21 protein-coding genes and 1 tRNA gene are annotated in these 21509 nt (G+C 48.4%); 14 read left to right on the top strand and 8 right to left on the bottom strand.

What is annotated here, in order from left to right; translation table 11 throughout:
* Positions 1-138: 138 nt before the first annotated feature.
* The 6 genes from QNN86_RS08570 to amiA all read right to left on the bottom strand — a co-directional run bounded on the left by QNN86_RS08570 (position 139) and on the right by amiA (position 4449).
* The gene (locus tag QNN86_RS08570; protein ID WP_044711713.1) at positions 139-348 is read right to left on the bottom strand and encodes a TraR/DksA family transcriptional regulator; all 210 of its coding nucleotides are present in this window, start codon (positions 346-348) and stop codon (positions 139-141) included.
* Position 349: 1 nt separating this feature from the next.
* On the bottom strand, positions 350-922 hold the full coding sequence (locus tag QNN86_RS08565) for a DUF2857 domain-containing protein (RefSeq protein ID WP_414210929.1): 573 nt from the start codon (positions 920-922) through the stop codon (positions 350-352).
* Positions 923-939: 17 nt separating this feature from the next.
* Positions 940-1125: an AlpA family transcriptional regulator gene (locus QNN86_RS08560; protein WP_044711720.1), complete on the bottom strand. Its 186-nt coding sequence runs from the start codon at positions 1123-1125 to the stop codon at positions 940-942.
* Positions 1126-1259: 134 nt separating this feature from the next.
* Complete coding sequence (locus QNN86_RS08555; RefSeq protein WP_414210928.1) at positions 1260-2180, bottom strand: hypothetical protein; 921 nt, start codon at positions 2178-2180, stop codon at positions 1260-1262.
* Between the two features lie 268 nt (positions 2181-2448).
* Positions 2449-3489: a porin gene (locus tag QNN86_RS08550; RefSeq protein ID WP_414210927.1), complete on the bottom strand. Its 1041-nt coding sequence runs from the start codon at positions 3487-3489 to the stop codon at positions 2449-2451.
* Between the two features lie 105 nt (positions 3490-3594).
* On the bottom strand, positions 3595-4449 hold the full coding sequence (gene amiA, locus QNN86_RS08545) for an N-acetylmuramoyl-L-alanine amidase AmiA (protein WP_414210978.1): 855 nt from the start codon (positions 4447-4449) through the stop codon (positions 3595-3597).
* Between the two features lie 427 nt (positions 4450-4876).
* Here amiA and QNN86_RS08540 point away from each other — a divergent pair, with 427 nt between their 5' ends.
* The 4 genes from QNN86_RS08540 to QNN86_RS08525 all read left to right on the top strand — a co-directional run bounded on the left by QNN86_RS08540 (position 4877) and on the right by QNN86_RS08525 (position 9203).
* Complete coding sequence (locus QNN86_RS08540; protein WP_414210926.1) at positions 4877-6259, top strand: MFS transporter; 1383 nt, start codon at positions 4877-4879, stop codon at positions 6257-6259.
* Between the two features lie 68 nt (positions 6260-6327).
* Complete coding sequence (locus tag QNN86_RS08535) at positions 6328-7407, top strand: ABC transporter substrate-binding protein (protein ID WP_414210925.1); 1080 nt, start codon at positions 6328-6330, stop codon at positions 7405-7407.
* A gap of 43 nt (positions 7408-7450) precedes the next feature.
* Complete coding sequence (locus QNN86_RS08530) at positions 7451-8464, top strand: FecCD family ABC transporter permease (protein WP_414210924.1); 1014 nt, start codon at positions 7451-7453, stop codon at positions 8462-8464.
* The gene (locus tag QNN86_RS08525) at positions 8448-9203 is read left to right on the top strand and encodes an ABC transporter ATP-binding protein (protein WP_414210923.1); all 756 of its coding nucleotides are present in this window, start codon (positions 8448-8450) and stop codon (positions 9201-9203) included. The genes QNN86_RS08530 and QNN86_RS08525 overlap by 17 nt, the downstream gene beginning before the upstream one ends.
* 229 nt (positions 9204-9432) lie before the next feature.
* Here the strand turns inward: QNN86_RS08525 and QNN86_RS08520 are convergent, their stop codons facing one another.
* Both QNN86_RS08520 and QNN86_RS08515 read right to left on the bottom strand, forming a co-directional pair.
* Positions 9433-10704, bottom strand: coding sequence for a tyrosine-type recombinase/integrase (locus QNN86_RS08520; protein ID WP_414210922.1), 1272 nt, complete (start codon positions 10702-10704; stop codon positions 9433-9435).
* 160 nt (positions 10705-10864) lie between these two features.
* A tRNA-Asn gene (locus QNN86_RS08515) sits at positions 10865-10940 on the bottom strand.
* Positions 10941-11266: 326 nt separating this feature from the next.
* On the opposite strand from QNN86_RS08515, the gene nac reads away from it, so the two are divergent.
* From nac to QNN86_RS08465, 10 genes are all read left to right on the top strand, one after another.
* On the top strand, positions 11267-12184 hold the full coding sequence (nac, locus tag QNN86_RS08510) for a nitrogen assimilation transcriptional regulator NAC (protein ID WP_115258850.1): 918 nt from the start codon (positions 11267-11269) through the stop codon (positions 12182-12184).
* Between the two features lie 101 nt (positions 12185-12285).
* Positions 12286-13239, top strand: coding sequence for an HTH-type transcriptional regulator Cbl (gene cbl / locus QNN86_RS08505; RefSeq protein WP_181619115.1), 954 nt, complete (start codon positions 12286-12288; stop codon positions 13237-13239).
* A gap of 193 nt (positions 13240-13432) precedes the next feature.
* Entirely contained in the window at positions 13433-14440 is a 1008-nt protein-coding gene (locus QNN86_RS08500; protein WP_181619116.1) for a 3-oxoacyl-[acyl-carrier-protein] synthase III C-terminal domain-containing protein, read from the top strand.
* Positions 14437-15453: an NAD-dependent epimerase/dehydratase family protein gene (locus tag QNN86_RS08495; RefSeq protein ID WP_414210921.1), complete on the top strand. Its 1017-nt coding sequence runs from the start codon at positions 14437-14439 to the stop codon at positions 15451-15453. Before QNN86_RS08500 ends, QNN86_RS08495 begins: the two co-directional genes overlap by 4 nt.
* Complete coding sequence (locus QNN86_RS08490; protein ID WP_135321480.1) at positions 15431-16237, top strand: MBL fold metallo-hydrolase; 807 nt, start codon at positions 15431-15433, stop codon at positions 16235-16237. The genes QNN86_RS08495 and QNN86_RS08490 overlap by 23 nt, the downstream gene beginning before the upstream one ends.
* Positions 16234-17520, top strand: a complete 1287-nt coding sequence (locus tag QNN86_RS08485; RefSeq protein ID WP_181619119.1) for a F390 synthetase-related protein — start codon at positions 16234-16236, stop codon at positions 17518-17520. Before QNN86_RS08490 ends, QNN86_RS08485 begins: the two co-directional genes overlap by 4 nt.
* 64 nt (positions 17521-17584) lie before the next feature.
* Entirely contained in the window at positions 17585-18556 is a 972-nt protein-coding gene (locus tag QNN86_RS08480; RefSeq protein WP_414210920.1) for an NAD-dependent epimerase/dehydratase family protein, read from the top strand.
* Positions 18547-19671, top strand: a complete 1125-nt coding sequence (locus QNN86_RS08475; RefSeq protein ID WP_414210919.1) for a glycosyltransferase — start codon at positions 18547-18549, stop codon at positions 19669-19671. The genes QNN86_RS08480 and QNN86_RS08475 overlap by 10 nt, the downstream gene beginning before the upstream one ends.
* Positions 19668-20234, top strand: a complete 567-nt coding sequence (locus tag QNN86_RS08470) for a hypothetical protein (RefSeq protein ID WP_181619122.1) — start codon at positions 19668-19670, stop codon at positions 20232-20234. Before QNN86_RS08475 ends, QNN86_RS08470 begins: the two co-directional genes overlap by 4 nt.
* A complete protein-coding gene (locus QNN86_RS08465; RefSeq protein WP_414210918.1) occupies positions 20235-21443 on the top strand; it encodes a glycosyltransferase in 1209 nt (402 codons plus the stop codon).
* Positions 21444-21509 lie beyond the last annotated feature (66 nt).

The raw sequence follows: 21509 nt of genomic DNA, 5'->3' as shown, positions 1-21509 counted from the left end.
GAAATGCTAAGAGTTTTTTGGGGATGAACTTTAGTAGTGTAGGGGGGAGGGGGGATATAATCGGTGGTTGTGTTTTTACTAATAGTGAAATATAAAGACGTGCGGGGTTTTAATTCCCTGCACGTCTTGCTGTTAATATTAGCGTTTGCGTCGTTCCAGCATTTCCTGGCATTCTCTACACGTTGTTACTCCTGGGAGAGTGCGCCTCCGCTTTTCAGGAATTGGTCTGCCGCAGAACTGACAGTGATACAGGGAAGGCGTTGCTGCTGGTTTGAAACGGCTTTGTTCGATCATTTCCTCCAGACGCTGCTCATTGAATTCCTGGTCGCGATCAACTTCGTCAGGCATATCATGTCCTCCTGTCTGTCCTTCCCTGCTCGCAAAATGTGATTCGGTTACACACAACAGTGAGTGAGGGGGGATCGGGCTCTGAGGCTAACTCTTCGGTGATCTGCATCATGATGTTAATTGCTTCATTAGCATCAGGACTTTTCCCCTTTAACGCCTTCCATCGGCACCATATTGTGGCATCCATGGTTTCATCAGGAAGAGGTGAGCGTCCATACGGTACAGATATGCCCTGTAATCTGCGGTTGAAACAGACATCGTTGGAAGTAAGACCAAAATAATGCTTTAGTAATGCTATAGATCCACCTAACCGGATCGCCCGATTAATTTGCTGATGATGCTGGGTTTCAGTACGTGCTCTTTCCAGCTGTTTGCGTAAAATGTCATGGTGAATTTTGACTGTAATAAATGATGCGGGAGAGTGGCAGATAGTAAATAATGTATCAAAGGGTAACTGACTGATTTCGTTAATTTCTTCAAGAGTAAATCCAAGTGTTTCACCGTAAGATAAGTCACCTTCCTTCAATGTATACATTACATCCGTGAGTACGTAATAATTCAGCGAGGGAAACATAAATTATCTCTCTTGTCTTAGCGGTTAGCTAATTTACGATTAATCCATTCGTCAATCTCGGACTCGAGCCAGGCTACGCTGGCTGGGCCGATTTTTATTGAGAGTGGGAAACTCTTGTCTTTCATATACAGATAGATTTGTGAACGTTTAAGACCTGTTTTTTGCTCGACCTGTCTGAGGCGTAATAATTGATGAGATGGCATTTGTTCCTCCAGGGGCTTATGGTATTGCTATCATAAAGGAACACAGAATGATGTTTAGATAAAGACAGTGAACCCGTATCACGAAATTATTCACCCGTAATACGGATCTCAGAGCTATATACACGAAGGATGTACTACTTCACCGTAGTTTTAAACGATAAAGGGGAGCCACGTTCTAGGGCCGTTTTTAGCGTATCACCGCTGAGATGATCGGTGATACCATCAGAGATTGCCCATTCCTCAAATATAGACAAGAGTTTGTAAGGTTGTTTCACCAGAGGGCGTATATCATCATTATGATGACAGGCTAGCCAGAACAGCCGGGATAATGGCGTAGATATTCTCGTCGGAGATAACTTGAGGTTTTTGTCACTGGTTAGCTTTTCTATTAATCTCTCAATTTCAACACATTTGATTACGAAACAAGCATCTTGTGGCAAGTCATGCATTGGAAAGTAGCATGGATCCGCATAGTCCCGCTTTTCATTCCGCAAGGAAGACTCTTTAATTATAGAGGTGGTTTCATCCTGTAAGTATTTTATCTTGCTCTGAATTTGTTCGTTCCATGATATTTTATTGAAAAGTAAAAATAGATCATTTGCACTCGTAACAGTGATGCCAAAATTAATGGTGTCAGGATTGTTAATAGGCAGTGGTATTCTGAGGGAGTCTGCTAGATACCTTTGAATGATAATGTATTCAAATCCAAATAAGTTAGTGTCAAAAATATTCCTGCGAGATGAAAAGTAATCTCCTTCAGTAGATATGATAAGGTTCCTATTATTTATGAAACACTGCTTATCAAGAAAGCAGAGTCTCTTTAGTTCTGAATTATCCAAAATAGATATTTTTACTTTTCCTCCATTTTTAGTTATTTTTCGTAATGTCACTGGAGACTGGAAGTAAATGGATAGATTGATTTGTCCATAAAGTGCACAGCGGTATATTGTACTTTCTGTAATTGAAGTGTCGAATGTCTCATTAATCACTTGCACAGCTTCGTGTATTGTTAACCAGTTTTTTGCCATAAGCTTGAGATTGCTATTCCAGGACATGAATGATTTTCCTTTATTTGTTTTTTTTGGCAATTATCTGATGCCATATGTTGATTGATTGCTATCAATGTAAGAAATACCTCAGCGTTTATAGACCTGCGAGGTTCAGAAAAATAAATTATCCTATTGATGTATCTTCTTTATAGCTTGTAAGTGGTAGTCGCCAATGATGCAAGGGAAAGGGTCTTTATCGGTGTATATCATATCCGTTAATTCCAACCATGTTCTGTTTTCCAGAGTCAGAATCCATCTAACTCTGGATACGTTTTCACCAGTGATAACTTATCCCTGTATCAAGTTTATCTGCACAGTCAATCCCGGCAGGGCTATTTCTGATGTTATTAAATTTATAGTCTAAAAATATCTGCATATTTTTGTTAAAGTAGTAGCTAAAGCCTATTTCTTCATAATCCAGCACTCGGGTTCGTTGGCCAGCAATTGTTTGTGTCAGGTGAGTGTAACCAATGTTGGGCTGAAATTTGTCGGTCAGCATATATTTAGCCAGGGCTTCATAGCTGAAGGCGTTGGTATTGTTATTGTGAGGTTGGGGGTTGATAGCATCATTACTCTGCGTGAAAACAGTGGCCAGATAAAGTTTTTTACTCTGGTACTTAAGCCCCTCTGCGAAAGTCAGAATATTTTTTTCGTAACCGGCATTTTGTTGCTGTGAAAATGTGGTCTCGGAAGATGACGCAGCAAAAAGTGCACTGAGCTTTGGCGTAAAGAACCAGGACAGGGAAGTACCTACACCATTGCCGTTTTGTTGTCTTAAAACTCGGTTTTCGTTGTTACTTTTGAACTGGTATTGCATTGCTAATTTCACAGTCTGTTGAAAGACCGAAAATTTTTTGCGCCACGTCATAAGATTAAGGGCTCGGCCACGCATGAAGTTGTCAATGTAGTTATAGGACATTTCCCTGAATAAGGGAGAGCGATCGGTTAGTGAGGTAACGTCGTACAGTACCCCCCAGTTCCGACCGATATCCAGGCTTCCCCAGTACGAGTTGTCTACACCCAGAAACGCTAGCCGGGTTGCGTTTCTGCTGGCATCTAATGCACTAATCGTATATTCCCAGTGAGCGTAGCTTTGCCAGTTGTGGGTAAGATCTTGCCTCCCAATCAACCCAAAATAGAGATAGCTACGATCGCCATCATCTTTGATGTTATTACTGGTAAAACGTCTCGCAATGATAGTGCCATAAAAATCGAGATTTTTACCGCCCTGGTTCAGAACGTTGACCGCAAAAGAGTAGGGTGAAAAGAGTAGTGTGATTGATATAAAATAATAGCGTAGGTAATGCAATGTCATGATAAACATCCCTAAAGATGGCTCAGCATCTGAATGGTGGCAGGGTGGACAATTTACCGCGACATATGCTCATTGCTTAAATCCAATAGAATGAGATTATTATCGTTATGCTGAAGCGTTTTGTTTGTGGCTAAAATAACTGATGATGCCATTAGAAATGGCGGATGCAATTTTGTTGCGGAATGCCGTTGTGCCTAATAATTTCTCCTCCTGCGGGTTGGTGATAAAAGAGGTTTCAACCAGGACAGATGGGATATAGGGTGATTTAAGTACGGCAAAAGCTGCCTGTTCAGTATGGTTTGAATGCATATGGTGGACAGGAGAAATGTGGTGAACTATATGTGATCCCAGTAAAAGACTTTCCCTGATGGTTTCTGTCTGTTCGAGATCGAAGATTGTTTGCTCCAGATACTTGTCTTTGCGAATGATGTGTTTTCCAGCAATATTATCAGCTGCGTTCTCACTTTTAGATAGATACCTTGCCATGGCGCTGCTGGCTCCCCGTGTTGAAAGTGCAAAAACGGAAGCTCCATGAGCTGCAGGGCTTGCGAAACCATCGGCGTGAATGGACATAAAGAGATCGGCTTTGTGCGCATGAGCAATTTGTACGCGATCGTACAGTGGAATAAATGTGTCATCCGATCGCGTTTGTAGTGCATTAATACCGTATCTATTGAGAATGGCTTTTATCTTATAGGTAATATCCAGTACTACATGTTTTTCCAGCGATCCTTCACAACCCACTGCGCCGGAATCAATACCCCCGTGTCCAGGATCTAGCATTATCGTAAATTTCTTGCGCCCATTCGTTGGGAAGGAAGAGTGTTTATGACTTAGCTGAGGTCGCATATGTGCGTATGTTAGCGGTACAGCGAGTGTATTTGTCGCGAGGGCCGCTAAACCAGTAAGAATGAGTTTTCTTCGGGTGATTTTTATGTTCAATGTTGCCGCCTCATACAGATTAATTTGTTATGTTATAACGTTATAAATTAAATGAGGTCGAGGACTTGAATGTTATTTTTTGTTGCTTCGGGTTACTTAATATTAATCTCTGGAAAAGTTACAGGATCTCAATTCATTGATAATTTTTGATTTTAAATACTCATCACTGCATCTCATCACTTGAACCATGATGACGCCAAACGATCCAAAAATGATCGTGAACAGCAACATCAATGTTGATCAGCCCTTATCCCGCCGTGTTTACTTTAAACCCTGAATTATCAACCAGGACAATGGACTCCTGCTGGAAACATATTGATATAGATTCTTTCAAAAGATAATTATTCTCATTATCGATAGTAATGTTATAACGTAACAATGAATTGTGTGCCGACATATCGGATGAGTCAGTCCATTATTCGATGACTTATTCTGGGGAGGAATTATGTCAACTGAACATATCAAAGAAGAAAAATTAAACTTTGGCGCCGTGCTGGCTGTTTCACTTAGTACAGTGATTGCAATGCTGGACAGCACTATTGCAAATGTTGCTTTACCTGTTATTGGCAAAGATTTTGCCGTCTCAGAGGCTTCATCCATCCTGATAATCAATGCTTACCAGTTTGCTGTGGTCGCTTCATTGCTGGTATTTGCTGCATTGGGAGGCAAAATAGGTAACAAACGTATTTTTATCCTTGGGGTAATTTTTTTTGCGCTTTCCTCGTTAGGCTGTGCACTTTCTGAAACACTGATGATGCTTACGGCTTTTCGCGTCATTCAGGGCTTTGGGGCTGCGGCCATTCTAAGTGTGAATGCGGTGTTGATTAAAGAGATCTATCCTGCCCGGTTGTTAGGTCGTGGATTGGGGATTAATGTAATGGTGGTCTCTGTTTCCGCAGCGGCGGGCCCGTCAATTGCTTCAGCTATTCTATCAGTTGCGAACTGGAACTGGTTGTTTTCTATTAATGTACCGATCGCTTGTATTTCATTGCTGCTCTGTATTGTATCGTTCAAACCGACGCAACGTACCGAAAACCGGTTTGATAAAGCGGGTGCGTTGCTAGTTTTCCTGACGTTCGCTTCGTTTTCAACGATGATGCTGGGTCTGGCGAGGAACAACGTGTTAGACGTTATCCCAAGCTCGATTATTCTTGTCGTGCTGGCAATTACTTTGTATTTGAATCAAAAAAGAAAGGTTACTGATGCTTTGATCCCGGTTGCGATATTTCGCAACAGGACATTTTCTCTGTCTTTATTAATGTCTTTGTTATCATATAGTACGCAGTTACTGGCATATGTCTCCTTACCATTTTATTTTCATAATGTATTAAACCGCAATGTCGTTGAAATTGGCATGCTGTTAACGGCATGGCCGCTGGCGACAATGTTGACCTCGTTGGTCGCGGGTGAACTAATCAAAAAGTACGAGCCCAACCTGGTAGCATTCACCGGACTATTACTACTTTTGATAGGCACTCTGTTAATGACATGGCTACCCGCACAACCCTCGGATCTGCAGATTCTCTGGCGGATCGCTATTTGTGGTTTTGGTTTTGGACTATTCCAGTCTCCTAATAATTTTCTCATTATGACTTCGATTTCACATGAAAATAGCGGTATTGCCAGCGGATTATTAGGTAGTTCGCGTCTGATTGGGCAGATTATTGGTTCTGTGCTGGTGGCGTTTTTCTTTAATAATTTTGTGCGTAATGTAACGAATATTAGTCTTTTCGCCGGGGCATTGTTCTCATTTATGTCTCTGGCGGTGAGTTATCTTCGCTTTAGGTCTGCATCTCAGAGAGTTGGTTTTTTTAAGAAGGTTATGTAAACCTGTCAATAAAATAATTATTGGATACTATTGAATTTCAATCCGTTTAAATCATTGAGGTGCTAAATATGCTTAATGGAAAAACATTATTATCATTATTCATATCATCGATAATATTATTATCAACGGCAAGCTATGCCAGTAGTAGTGAGGTGAGTAAGACGAAAAAAAACCAAATTATAAACAATTCAGAAGAAACTCCAATAAAATTTAACCGTATTATTATCACTGGGAATTGTCCCTTTAGTGTAATTATGGCAAGTAATTTGGCATATAAACATGTTGTGGGCGTTGGGCCTTGGGCTTTTCTGCATTCAAACATGAAACTACTCAAGGATATGAAGCCAGACATCGACCGCATCACTACTGATTTTATTAATAAAGACTATGTTGTAAATATGGAGTCCCTACTAAATCTACAGCCAGATATTATTTACTATTATGGTAAAAGTCAGAATGATAATCTGGAGAGGGCAGGGATCCCCACCATTAATCTTGATGCTGGCGGTGACACGAAATTTGAGCCGGTAGTAACGCAGACTTATTGGGAAAACGAATTTAACCAGACCCTTGGTTTACCTCACAGTCACAAATTTTCGGATGCATGGAAGATAAGCCTCAATGAGGCAAAACCCTATGCCGAGAAGATCAAATCACAACATATTCGGGCATTGTATCTTGAGCAGAGTGATGGGAAAGAGCTCAAGGTTAGTGGGCCGAAAACATATGGTGATACCTATCTTAAGATGGCGGGGATGGAAAATGTAGCAAGTGATCTGGTGGTAAAAGGGGATGCTGGCAGGTACATTAATATTTCAATGGAGCAAATAATTCAGTGGGATCCCGATGTTGTATTTGTGGTCTTTGGTAGCGCGAAGGATATTCTTAATAATAAAAATCCCGGGCAAGATTGGCATAATGTTAAAGCATTCAAGGATGGGAAAATATTTTCTACACCCGTAGGGCTACATAATTGGGGAGGATTGTCTGCTGAGACTGCGCTATTACCATTGTTTATGATTAATAAATTTAACCCTGACTATATAACAGATGCAGAATTGAAAGTTGCAACGCGGTTACACTATAAAAAAGTGTTTGATTATGAAATTCCGGACGCGCTATTAACCGATGAGTTAAGACAGCGGTAATGAAGTAATCAGGCGCATAGGTTTTTATTTTTAAAGGTTAGTTATGCAGGAAAGAAAAAAATACCGCATGCTAATGTGGATTTCAATCGTATTGTTACTGATTGTGGCTATGATTTCTTTGTTCATAGGCCGCTATACATTATCTTTACCCGAAATAATGACGGAGGTATTACATGATAATGGTCGCTGTTGTTTGAGCGCAGGATTCTCGGTTATATGCAATCTACGGTTGCCAAGGATTATTGCCGTCATGATGGTAGGGGCAGGGCTATCAGTAGCAGGCGTGACGTATCAAGCGGTGTTGCGAAATGCGCTGGCGAGCCCGGATGTGCTCGGTACATCTTCCGCCGCAGCGTTCGGCGCAGCACTTGGGATACTGCTAGGTTTTCCACTACAAATCAGCGCTTTTTCCTCTTTCTTCTTTGGCATTGTCAGCCTTTTATGCGTGATGGGACTTTGCCATTTCAAGAAAAACAATGGGGAGCTCACGACTATCCTGTCGGGCATCATAGTGGCTTCGGTGTTTATGTCTTTTGTATCAATCATTAAATATGTTGCCGATCCACAGGACGAACTCCCGGCTATCGTCTTCTGGCTTATGGGGAGTTTCGCTTCTTTGGTCAAAGAGCAGGTTTACGGACTCATCCCGCTATACATCATTTGTTATCTGGTTATCTACAAACTTCGATGGAAAATCAATGTGTTGTCTCTGGGAAATGATGAGGCCAAAATTGCTGGAATGAACCCACAATTGTTGAATGCAGTTTTGCTAATCACAGCCTCAATTTTGGTGGCAGCATCAGTCACCATCGCTGGCGTGGTGGGCTGGGTTGGTCTGGTTATCCCGCATCTGGTTAGAACGCTGGTCGGGTACAACCATAGCAAGCTGATCCCGGCTTCGGCTGTATGTGGTGCATTGTTTTTATTGGTCATCGACAACATCGCCAGGACCCTGACTTACGCAGAGATCCCCATTGGAATACTTACTGCTCTGGTTGGTGCGCCTTTATTTGCTGTACTGTTCATCATGAGTAACCGATATGATCGAAGTGAATAATCTGACGTTCGCGTTCAATAAGAGTAAAACTGCCTTTAACAATATCAGCTTCTCCATTGATGAAGGTGAAGTACTGTGCGTACTAGGACCGAATGGTGTTGGCAAAACAACATTGCTTAAAACGGTTACCGGTCTGTATCAGCCGGTTAGTGGCTCATGTCATATTGGCCGAGTGGGAAACCGGAAAGCTCATATGGCGTATGTTCCGCAGGCCAAACGTGTTCACTTTTCTTACAACGTACTTGATTTCATCTCCTTTGGATGCCCATTACGAGGCGGAATGCTGGCATCTCCTAGGGAGAGGGATATCGAAAAAGCGGCGCGAATATTGTCGGGACTTGGCGCTTCATATCTTGCAACCAAAGACGTTAACCAGATCAGTGGAGGTGAACTACAGATGTGCTACATCGCGAAGGCGCTGGTCTCAGAGCCGGACATCCTTGTGCTTGATGAACCTGAATCAAATCTTGATTTTAATAATCAGTCTCTCATTATCAATTGGTTACACACGTTGTCGCGGGAGAAAAAAGTTACTATTATCCTGAATACGCACTTCATCAATCATGCAAATAACATTGCAGATAAATGTATTCTAATGGGAAAAGATAGTTACTGTTTTGGAACTAAACAGAGTGTCTTACAAGAATCTCTCCTCGCCGATTATTTCCACGTTCCCGTTAAACGCTGTCATTTTGAACACAACGGAATACAGAAAGAATCATTTATTGTTGCATTGTGAAAGGTAGCCAATGTCTCGGTGAGAACGAGAAATGATCGATTATGATTTAAGCCCTGTCGGACTGTACGAAGCTACTGGCATTAAAAATTATAATATGTCGTTCTGATTGAATAACCCGCGTGCGCCAAGTGAATCTACGACACAGCGTTTTTCCTTTTTGCTGGAGAAAGCAAAAAAGCCGCATCAGTTTGCACTGATACGGCTTTGATTTGTCAGGGCGACTAAATCACTAGCCAGCTTGAAGCGTCGTTTTTCCTCTCCCCAGTATATAGGGCGGTACATAGGATATGCGGCAAGTATCCAGATAATCCGACCACCACTGCATCATTGCCTTTCTGGCTTCCAGATGCTCTGCTCTGTGAATATATGCCTGGCGTACGGAGTTACGTTCCTGGTGGCTCATTTGCCGTTCAACAGCATCCTGTGACCATATACTGGATTCCATAAGGGCACTGCATGCCATTGTCCTGAAACCGTGACCACAGATTTCCATTTTCGTGTCCCAGCCCATCAGGCGTAGCGCCTTGTTCACCGTATTTTCACACATGGGTTTATACGGATTATGGTCCCCGGGGAACACGAGTGCATTATCTCCAGAGATATCCTTAATCTTTTTCAAGATAGCGATCGACTGTTGTGAGAGGGGTACGATATGAGGCCTGCGCATTTTGGCACCACGACCAGAGTAACGCACTCCTTTAATAGCTTCGCGCGTGGCGGGTATTGTCCAGATCTGGTTTACGAAATCAATTTCATGCCAGCGAGCAAAACGCAATTCACTCGAGCGAATGAACAGATGCAGTGTTAGCAGGATGGCAAGGCGGGTGAGTTCACGGCACTGCTGAAAACTCTCAATGCTCTCAAGCAGTTCTGGAAGACGCTCCAGCGGTAGAGCGGGGTAGTGATGTTTTAGTGGTGGAGCCGTCACCCCGTCCAGGTTTGCTGCCGGATTAAAATCGATTAATCCATGATGCACGGCGTAGCGCATGATATTCCGGAGGTATTGGCGTGTACGGGATGCAACTTCCAGTAGACCCTTTTCCTCAATTCCTTTTAATAAAGTGATGAAGTGGCGGGGTTTCAGTTCTGAAACTGACATGGTGCCAATGACTGGGAAGATATGATTACTCATGCTAGCCAGCAGACGGTCGGCTGTATTTTGTGACCATTGTTTATTGCTCTTATGCCACGCCAGCGCCACGTTTCTAAACACTTTCGCCGGTATGCGTGAACTGCGTTCAGTTGCTCGCTGCTCTGCCGGATTGATGTTCAGTACCAGCATTTTGCGAATACCTTCACGTTGACTACGGGCGTCTGAGAGGGAGATGACTGGGTAGGCACCGAGTGCAATACGGGATTCTTTACCCTTAATACGGTACTTGAGATACCAGTGACGTGAACCGCTTGGTTTGACCAAGAGATACAGACCGTGGGAATCGGAAACTTTAAAGGGTTTATCAGATGGTTTGAGACTGCGGATTTTGGTATCGGTAAGAGACATATGGGGTCACTCCATAATAGAACGAACCGGACCCCAGATTTGACCACCAATTTTTCCCGATGCGGAGGATAAAATCAAAATGCATCAGGAGAAGTTTTCACGCTAAGCTGTTGTATTAAAACCATACAGGCATTAATGAAGCTGCACGAAAACAATAATTTGGCTCCTCTGACTGGACTCGAACCAGTGACATACGGATTAACAGTCCGCCGTTCTACCGACTGAACTACAGAGGAATCGTGTGAACGAGGCGCATATTAGCGAGGGGCGCGGGTGTTGTCAAAGGGGTAAATGCAATTGCGAGTTTGTTTGCTGACAAAATCAACAAAGCGGCGATCTTTCCCGCTTTTTAGATTGTTGCCCTATTCTGGTGCGCCACAGCATGTGGTGGGGCAGAGGAAAAGACGGCTGCCAGGGTAAAGAATATTTATCATTGACCTCCAGGCCTTGTTTTACGGGCACTGAGCGCTGCGGCCCGTACTCACTCGAAACTGGCAAGCATTTTGCAAACCTGATGAACATGACTGCCAGCACGGGTTCTGGTATTCCGACAGGAGGCAAAATGAACTTCAGACGGCTGAAATATTTCGTAAAAATCGTCGATATTGGTAGCCTGACCCAGGCAGCGGAAGTGTTGCATATTGCGCAACCCGCGTTGAGCCAACAGGTTGCTACGCTGGAAGGCGAACTGGATCAACAGTTGCTGATTCGTACTAAGCGCGGCGTGACACCGACTGACGCTGGAAAGGTGCTTTATACCCACGCCCGCACGATTTTGCGGCAGTGCGAGCAGGCGCAGCTTGCCGTCAGTAATATCGGACAGACCTTGAGCGGCCAGGTGTCTATTGGCCTTGCCCCCGGGACGGCAGCGTCATCTATCACCATGCCGTTATTACAGACCGTGCGCGCCGAACTGCCAGAGGTGCTGATCTACCTGCATGAGAACAGTGGTGCGGCGCTAAACGAAAAGTTGCTCAGTGGTCAGCTCGATATGGCCGTACTCTACGAACGTTCTCCGATCGCAGGTATTACTAGCCAGCCATTGCTAAAAGAGGATCTTTTCCTTGTCGGCACACGAGATTGTCCAGGGCAAAGTGTTGATTTAGCCGCTGTAGCCCAGATGAATCTGTTTCTTCCCCGGGATTACAGCGCGGTGCGTTTACGTGTAGATGAAGCATTTTCATTACGCCGTTTAACGGCCAAAGTGATTGGGGAAATTGAGTCTATTTCCACCTTAACCGCAGCGATTGCCAGTGGCATGGGGGTGACTGTTTTACCGGAGTCCGCTGCTCGTTCACTCTGCAATGCGGCAAATGGCTGGATGGCGCGTATTACCACCCCATCGATGAGTTTGCCGTTATCGTTGAACGTGTCGGCCAGGGGGAGTTTATCGCCTCAGGCTCAGGCGGTGAAAGAGATCCTGTTGTCGCTTGTCGGTAGCCCGGCACTGGAAAACCGTGAACTGCAGTTAGTGAGTTAAACCTTATTCCGTGCAGGAATAAGATGCAGGTTTTTATTATTTGTTATGCCGGTCATCAGACTTTAACAATAGCGTAATGTCTGATGTATCCGGAGCGTAGAGTGAATTTCCAGCAACTTAAAATCATCCGTGAAGCGGCACGTCAGGATTACAACCTGACGGAGGTCGCGAATATCCTTTATACCTCGCAATCGGGGGTAAGCCGTCATATTCGTGAGCTTGAAGATGAACTGGGTATCGAAATATTTATCCGCCGCGGTAAACGCCTGCTTGGTATGACTGAACCGGGTAAAGCCCTGCTGGTTATCGCTGAACGTATTCTCAATGAAGCCAGCAATGTTCGCCGACTTGCCGATCTGTTTACCAATGACACTTCCGGAGTGCTGACGATTGCCACTACCCATACGCAGGCACGTTATAGCCTTCCTGCGGTGATTAAAGCGTTTCGCGAACTCTTCCCTGAGGTTCGCCTGGAGTTAATTCAGGGCACGCCGCAGGAAATCGACGCACTATTGCAAAATGGTGGGGCAGATATCGGTATTGCCAGCGAGCGGTTAAGCAGCGATCCACTCTTGGTGGCTTTTCCATGGTTTCGTTGGCATCACAGTCTGCTCGTACCTCACGATCATCCGTTAGTCCTGATGTCCCCGCTGACGCTGGAGGCCATTGCTCGCTGGCCGCTCATTACTTACCGCCAGGGCATTACCGGGCGCTCACGTATTGATGAGGCATTTGCCCGCAAAGGATTACTGCCAGATATTATTCTCAGCGCGCAGGACTCTGATGTGATCAAGACCTATGTGGCGCTGGGACTGGGCATTGGGCTGGTGGCGGAGCAATCCAGCGGTGAGCAGGAAGAGGGGACGCTCACCCGTCTTGATACCCGGCATTTATTCGATGCCAATACTGTCTGGCTTGGCTTGAAACGCGGTCAATTACAACGTAATTACGTTTGGCGATTCATCGAGTTATGCAATGCAGGGTTATCCGTGGAGGAGATCAAACGACAAGCGATGGAGCCAGATGATGAAGTAATGATTGATTATCAGATATAAAGCAAAAAGCCTGCTTAGAACCTATTCCATTAGGACTATTTTGCTTGCCATTTCGAACCTGGGCAGTGCTCAGAATCCTCACGTACTATGTGTACGCTCCGGTTCTTCCGCGCTTGAGTCAGTAAAATCAGCCCGGGTAATTTGGAATTGATTAAGTAATAATGTTCTATGGAATAAGACAACAGTTGGTTTTATGGAAAAAACACACTCTGACTTGCCTGTCACAAAGTGCAAGATTATCGCGACAGGAATTGCCTTACCGTCAACGTGCGTCACCTCTGCCGAACTGGATAGCAGATTCGGCAAAGCGGTGGGTTATGTGGAAAAACGTTGTGGTATTGTTCATCGTTATCACGCCTCTTTGCACGACAGCCAGGCGGGACTGGCGGCACAGGCGCTACATCAGGCGCTAAAAGCGGGTAGCCTCGCCCCCTCTTCAATTGATCTGTTGATTTGCGCCTCTGCGGTAGCTGTACAGGCGTTACCGTGCAGCGCCATTCATATTCTGAAAGCCGCGGGTATGCCGTCCGGCGTGGCAGGCTTTGATATTAACAGTAGCTGCGTTAGCTTTATCTCGGCGCTGGAAGTGGCCGCTGGACTGCTGAACAGTGGCGCTTACCGACGTATCGCCATTGTTTCTGCTGATCTGGCGTCGCGCGGCATCGACTGGAATCACGAAGAATCTTCACTTATTTTCGGCGATGGCGCGGCATGTGCGATTGTCGAACGTGGCAACGGGCGCAGCGGTATTGTCGCCAGTCTGATTGAGATGTACCCCGATGGCAGCGAGTTATGTGAAATTCGCGCGGGTGGCACACGTTGTAATCCGCGTGCAGGTATGGCTGAAAACGATTTCTTGTTTCATATGCAGGGCTATCCCTTGTTTCGTTACGCCTCTTCGCTAATTGAAGACTATTTCGCCCGGTTGTTGCACAAAAGCGGCCTGACGCTGGCAGATATTGCGACTGTAGTACCGCATCAGGCAAGCCATCTTTCCCTTGAACATATGCGCAAACGTCTGCATGTCCCGGCCGCTACAATGGTAGATATTTATCGTCATTATGGTAACCAGGTTGCCGCTTCGATCCCAACGGCGCTGCATGAAGCCGTTAACAGCGGTCGGTTTACGCCGGGCAACCCGGTGATGCTGATAGGCACAGCAGCCGGTCTGACGTTGGCTGGCCTGGTATTACTGCCATGAAAGTTCTGGTGACTGGCGCAACCAGCGGCCTCGGACGCAACGCGGCGCAATATTTGCTGGAAAACGGCCATCAGGTCGTGGCGACGGGACGTAATCAACGAGTGGGCGAACAACTGGCGCAGGTCGGTGCGCATTTTATCCCGCTGGATCTGACGCAAGCCCGTCAAAATGACTGTATTCGGTTAATGACTGGCTGTGACGCGGTGTGGCACTGCGCCGCCAAATCCTCGCCCTGGGGCAAACAGGCGGAATTTTTCCTCGCCAATGTGCTGGCAACCCGCGTGTTGGCGCAGGCCGCCGGACATGCCCAGATACCGCGCTTTATCCATATTTCGACCCCTGCGGTCTACTTTGATTTTCAGCATCATTACGTTCTGCCGGAAAGCTACCGTGCGCGCGCTTTTTCCAGCCATTACGCCAACAGCAAATTTCAGGCGGAGCAGGAAATTAGCGGTGCCGTCACCCGTTTCCCCGCCACTACCTTTGTGCTACTGCGCCCTCGTGGTTTGTTTGGTCCGCACGATAACACCATCGTTCCACGCATATTGCAGCAACTGCAGCGCGGTGGTGGGGTGCTGCGTTTGCCGCGTGGCGGCGAGACGCTACTGGATTTAACCTTTGTTCTAAACGTGGTCCACGCGATGGAACTGGCGACACGTATACCGTCACTGCCTTCCGGCAGTGTGTATAACGTGACGAACCATCAGCCACAGCGACTAGTCGCTATGCTGGGAGCGCTACTGCGTCAGCAACTGCAACTGAGTTATCGCGTTAAAGCGGTGCCCTGGCCGCTGCTGTCACTCGTTGCGCGCGGTATGGAACTGGCAGGGAAATGCCTCGACAGGGAACCTCCAGTCACCCGCTACAGTGCGGGAACCCTGAGTTTTGATATGACGTTGAGCGCGGAAAAAGCAATTAATGAGCTGGGATATCGCCCCCAGTTTTCGATGGCGGAAGGGATCGCATTAACCGGTGAGTGGCTGAGGGAATATGGCAAAAATCAGCGAATTTGAAGTAGGTTACTGCACGCACATTGGCTGTATGGCTGTAAAAGGCGCCGGGTTTCGGGTGTGTAAATTTCCGGCACGCGCCTGGCTGCTGGAAGTCGGCGATCGCTGCTGGTTATGGGATACGGGATATTCCTCGTGGTTTGAACACTTCACCCGTTCTGGAATTTTCCGCGTCTACCGCCACCTTACACCGGTCTATTTCGACGAGAAGCAATCGCTGGTGAATCAACTGGATGCGCACGGGCTGGCTGGCAAGGATATCGACGGCATTATTCTTTCGCATTTTCATGCCGATCATATTGCCGGACTGCGTGATTTCCCTGATGTTGCCTGTATCTGTTCCGGGGAAGGGTGGCAACATGTGCGCACACTGCGTGGGCTGGCGGCGTTACGCGAAGCGTTTATTCCGGGGTTGATCCCCTCTGGTTTTGAATCCTCATTACGCTTTATTGAAAGCTTCGACACCCTGACGCTCCCCACCGCGTTGGCGCCGTTTGCACGGGGCTATTTGCTGCCCGACAGCGACGGGCAAATCATATTGGTCGATCTTCCCGGGCATGCAGCGGGCCATATCGGTGCGTTTGTGCTGACGGATGAGGGCTGGGTGTTACTGGCAGGCGATGCTGCGTGGGCCCCTGCTAACTATCAGGAATTGCGCGGTCCATCGCGTCTGGCCAATCTGGTATTGACCGATTCTGTCGCTTACTGGCGTACCCTTGAGAAAATGAACCAGTTGTGGCGAGCGGGAGATGTGGCGATTCGATTATGTCACGAGGGGGATTTGTGACCCCGCTGATGACGTTGTGGCGATACTTTCGTGTTCGCCAGCTACGCTTTACCGAACGCGAAAAACTGCATGCGTGGCAGGAAAAAAAACTGCGCATGTTTCGGCGTAAGGTGTTGAGCAACAGCCCGTGGTTCCGGCGCTGGGTTTCTCTGCCGTTTGAGCAATGGCCGCTGATGGATAAAGCGCTGATGATGACCCATTTTGATGAGATGAATACTGCGGGGTTGCGCCAACAGGAGCTGATGGCGTGCGCGCTGAGCAGCGAGCGCAGCCGTGATTTTAAGCCGAAGGTAGGCCGGTTCAGCGTTGGGTTGTCGTCGGGCAGTTCCGGCAGACGTGGGTTGTTTGTTGTCAGTCCACGGGAGCAACAAATTTGGGCGGCTGGCGTGCTGGCGAAAGCGCTGCCAGAGGGGCTGTTTGCCGGCGAGCGCGTCGCGCTATTTCTGCGGGCAGATAACCATCTCTATCATAGCGTCAACAACCGCTGGTTGAGCCTGACATTCTACGATCTGTTTGCACCGTTTCGACAGCAGTTGCCGCGCCTTGAGCAGCAATCACCCACGCTGATTGTGGCTCCGGCTCAGGTGTTGCGCGCGTTGGCGCTGGCGGTGATGGCGGGGGAATTGTCGCTGAATGTTAAAAAGGTGATTTCAGTGGCGGAAGTGCTGGACGCGCAGGATCGCGACCTGTTACAGCAGGTGTTTGGCGACGTAGGTGAAATCTATCAGGCCACTGAAGGTTTTCTTGCAGCAACCTGTTGCTGCGGCACGTTGCATCTGAATGAAGAGTTTCTTTATATCGAGCCAGAGTGGCTGGACGAGCGGCGTTTTGTACCGATTATTACCGATTTCACCCGCACCACGCAGCCGATTGTACGTTACCGGCTGGACGATGTGTTGGTCGCCAGCGACAAGCCCTGTGCTTGTGGCAGTGTGACGCGCGCGCTTGAACGGATTGAAGGGCGTCAAGATGACCAACTGTTACTGCCGGGCTGCGATGGCACTGCGCAGACGGTGTTTGCCGACCCCTGTAGCCGCGTGCTGGCGCAGATGTTGCCCTTGACGGCGGATTATCGGCTGATGCAAATCGCGGCCGGGGATCTCGAATTGATAGCAAACTGCAACCAAACTGTACTGGAACAGTGCCGTGTAGCGCTGGAGCAGTTGTTTACCTGTCAGGGAATCGACACTTCACGTCTTGCCTGGTTGCTGGTGTCACAAACACCGCCGACGCAATTTGACAGTAAACGTCGGCGAATTATTTGCCAGTGGAGAAGGGAATGACGTTAACTCTACTGTGTTCGCCCGGCTGCGGTGAGACGCGGTTGCCGACGACAGGAGCATTAGGGTGAAAATTTTGCTAACCGGCGCATCGGGATTTATCGGCAGCGCGTTTTTGCGCCGCTTTGCTGACTGTGCCAATCTTGAACTTTGCGGCGTCGGAAGGCGGCCAGGGCATGATCTTCCGCAGACGTTGCGCTATCACGCGCTGTCGCTGGAGAGGCTGGCGCAACTCAACTTTATACCTGATGTGGTCATTCACGCGGCGGGCAGAACGTCCCCCTGGGGAACGCCGCAGGAATATGAACGCGACAATGTAGAAACGACCCGGCAGGTGATCGACTTTTGCAATCAACATGGTTTCCCCCGCTTGATCTTGCTGTCGAGCGCTGCGGTCTACTATCGCTTTGCCCATCAATTCAACTTGCGTGAGAGCGAGGTCTCCGGGGCGGATTTTACCAGTGAGTATGGCCGTAGTAAGTATCAGGCAGAAGCGTTGGTGAACGCCTATCGTGGCGAGAAAACGATTTTTCGCCCTTGCGCGGTGTTCGGCGCGGGCGACCGGTTACTGTTCCCACCGTTGCTGAACGCGGCGAGAAAAAGACAACTGGTCAGGTTGCGAAGCGACATCACGCCAGCGCAGGCCGAGATTATGCCAGTTGGAATGCTGTGTGATTATCTGCTGCGGGCGGCTCGCCATCCTCAACTAAGACGCTGCTATAACATTTCGGCGGGGCAACCCGTGGAGACGGCGGCATTTCTGGACGATGTGCTGCGGCAGTTGAGTCTGCCGTTGCCGGTGAAAACGGTGCATCCTGACACGGCGTTGCACGTCGCGGGTGCGCTGGAGTGGCTATGGCGTTGGTTTCCGCTGGCGGGTGAGCCGCCGATCACCCGTTTTGGTGTTGCGGTGTTTAGTTATTCTGCCACGCTGAATATCACGGCGATGTGCGAGGATTTTGGCGCGCCAAACGAGGATCTTCACCACTGCGTGCAGGATTTTTTACAACATTATCGGACGGTGAATGGATGCTGCTGATTGCTCTCCTCTGGCTGTTTATTCTGCTGTTTAAGCTCTTTTTTGCGCTCAAGATGTTGCGCGCTGCGCATCGCCATTGTGGCGGTGATCTGCATATGGTCATGGTCATGCAGCCCATCCTCAGCGGCGATCCTGCACTGGAAAGTGTACTGGCCTCGACGGTGGGGCAGTTGCGTGGTGCGGCATTTCTTTGGCTGATTGACAATGACGATGCGGAAGCTGCGCGGGTCACGCAGCGTTTGCAAGTACGCTATCCCCAGCAGCATATTACTGTTCTCTCCTTTCCTCAGGCGCCAGAGGGCGTTAATCCCAAGCTGTTTAAGCTGGAACAGGCGAGGGTGCAGGTAACGCGTGATGTGATTCTGGTGCTGGACGATGATGCAGTATTGAGCGCGGAGTCATTGTGCAACATGCTGGATGCTCTGACGGAGAGCACGCTGGTGACCGCGCTTCCCTGGTATCGTGCGGCGGATAACCTGCCTTCCCGTTTGCTGGCGCAGTTTGTTAACGACAACTCAGCCCTGACCTATTTGCCGCTGTTACCGTTTTCGCCGCCACTGACGCTGAACGGTATGTGTTACGCCATTCACGGTAAAACGCTGGCGAGTGTTGGTGGTTTTGTGCCGGTGTTACGTCATCTGACGGACGATCTGGCGATGGCGACACTATTAACTCGCCATGGCGTGCGTATTGTGCAGTCTGCTGCTGCGGTGCGCGTGCAGACCAGCGTTGCCGATGCTAAACGCTATTTCTGTCAAATGCATCGCTGGTTCCTGTTTGCCACGCTACTGATGCATGAGAAAAGTGCGGCAATCAATCTGGCTATTTTTCTGTTGCAGGGGCTACACCCTTTGTTGCTGTGGGCACTGGTGATTCTGGCCTTTGGTGGTGCGACCCAAACGGCTCTGCTGCTGGGGGTATTAGCAATACGCCATCTGGCGCTGCGTTACGTTCAGCGTGCGGTCGCGGCGGAGATCCCCTCGCATCCATTGTTGTCGTTGCTCTCTGAGTTACTTCAGCCTTTCCATTTGCTGAATGCGCTGGTGAATCGGACTATTTACTGGCGCTCGCGGCGGTATCGTATTTTCAGCAATGATTGGTTTACGTCGCTATGATAAAGCCGGATTTGCAGATTGCCTTTATTACTGGCCGTAGCCGTGCGGATAACTGCTCGCTCAGTCCCGCACAGGCAACGTTTATACAGCAGGTCGTCGGCCACCATCAGCACGTGGATGTGAATTTTCCGTGGACCGTACAGTCCGTGCCATGGCTGGCAACCGGCCTGCTACGCGCCAGTGTCAACAATGCGCGGGAATACCTTGGCGCGCAGCACGTCAGCTTTGCCCTTCGCTACCGACAACAGGCGCTGGAGATGCTGGCGTCAGCAAGCCATACGTTGTTGCTTTCCGGCAGTTGCGGACTGGAACTGTTTAACCAACTGCACTTACCGCCAGAGTGGTTGGCGCGCGTCAGTGTTTTTGCTTTTGGACCGGTGGCGGGCCGCCGACCGGACTGCCATCACTTGCTGGTACAAGGCGATCAGGACTGGATTTCTCGTTGCTGGTTTCGCCAGGCAGACCAACGCATTGCCTGCAGCCATATGAATTATCTTGAACAGCCGCAACTGGCGGCGCTGTGTCGGCGGTTTATTGCTGATACAGGCAAACAGGGTGCGTAGATGCAGCGTTTATTTGATCTGATCCCCGCGGGTGTCACCCGCATTGATTTGCTGGCACCGCCGTTTTCCGGCCATTTACATCCGGTGCTGGCGATGGGGCGGGCGCTGTCTGAACGCTATCAGGTGCGGATTATTAGCACGCACGGCGTGGCTACTTCTGTTGCGGCGGCGGGGCTGATGGGGCTGTCTTTGCATGGTGATTACGATACGCCGCTGTTGGAGGTGGTGAATCCGAAATATGCGGTTGGCTCCCATCCGCTGCGGCTGTATCGGCAGTTTCGCCACGTGGTGGGGTTATTGAAAAATTTTGCCGATGAACTGGAACATCTGTGGCTGCGCGAAGGTACGCCGGATCTGGCGATAGCGGACTTTACACTGCCCATTGTCGGCGAAGTTTGTCGCAGGTTGGATATCCCCTGGTGGAGTAGTCTGCCGTCACCCTGTGTGCTGGAAACCTCCGATGGCGCTCCTGCGTATTGCGGCGGGTTAATGCCCGCGCAGAACGCGATTCAGCATGGGTGGCACGCGCTCCAGCGTAAAAAAGTGCGACTGTTCAAACTGGCCGTGTTCTGGCTATTTCGCGACGTTATTCGCCAGACCGGTATCACGCGCCTGTATCGGCAGGATGGCAGCGAAAGTGCTTACTCACCGCTGCGTATACTGGCACTAAGCGAAGAAACATTCGAATTCCCGCGTCGCTGGCCCGCTGCGGTTAGTTTTATCGGCCCGGCGCTCTACACGCCGCCATCGCAAGGCGTTGCACCGCCCTTTGAAGTAAATAAACGCCATGTGCTGGTGACGCTCGGTACACATCTGGACTGGCATAAAGATGCGGTAATGCAAGCCGTTATCGTGCTGGCAAGTACGTTGCCCGAGTGGGTTTTTCATTTCACTGATGGGCATCATTGTGCAGCGGAATCGCAGCGGCAGGACAATGTCTACCGTGTATCCTGGGTGAACTACGATGACTGGCTAACGCACTATGATGCGGTCATTCACCATGGTGGTGCAGGAATAATGTGGCATTGCTTGCAAAAGAATATTCCGGCGCTGGTGTATCCGGTGGACTATGACCAGTTTGATCATGCTGCGCGGTTGGCCTGGCGTGGGAAAGGGGTCTGGATTAAGGATGGATTAAAAGGACTGGAAAAGGCGGGACCGTTGTTAATGGTGTTGGTTGATGCGCGTGATTCAGAATCGCGACAATAAATTCAACGAGATTGACCTGAATTACGATTGACTAAAGTGTGTGAACGTCTGCGATTATTAGCCCCT

Source organism: Citrobacter sp. C348 (genome assembly GCF_047467975.1).
GTDB classification, from domain to species: domain Bacteria; phylum Pseudomonadota; class Gammaproteobacteria; order Enterobacterales; family Enterobacteriaceae; genus Citrobacter; species Citrobacter gillenii.
This window is presented reverse-complemented; position numbering and strand designations above follow the sequence as displayed.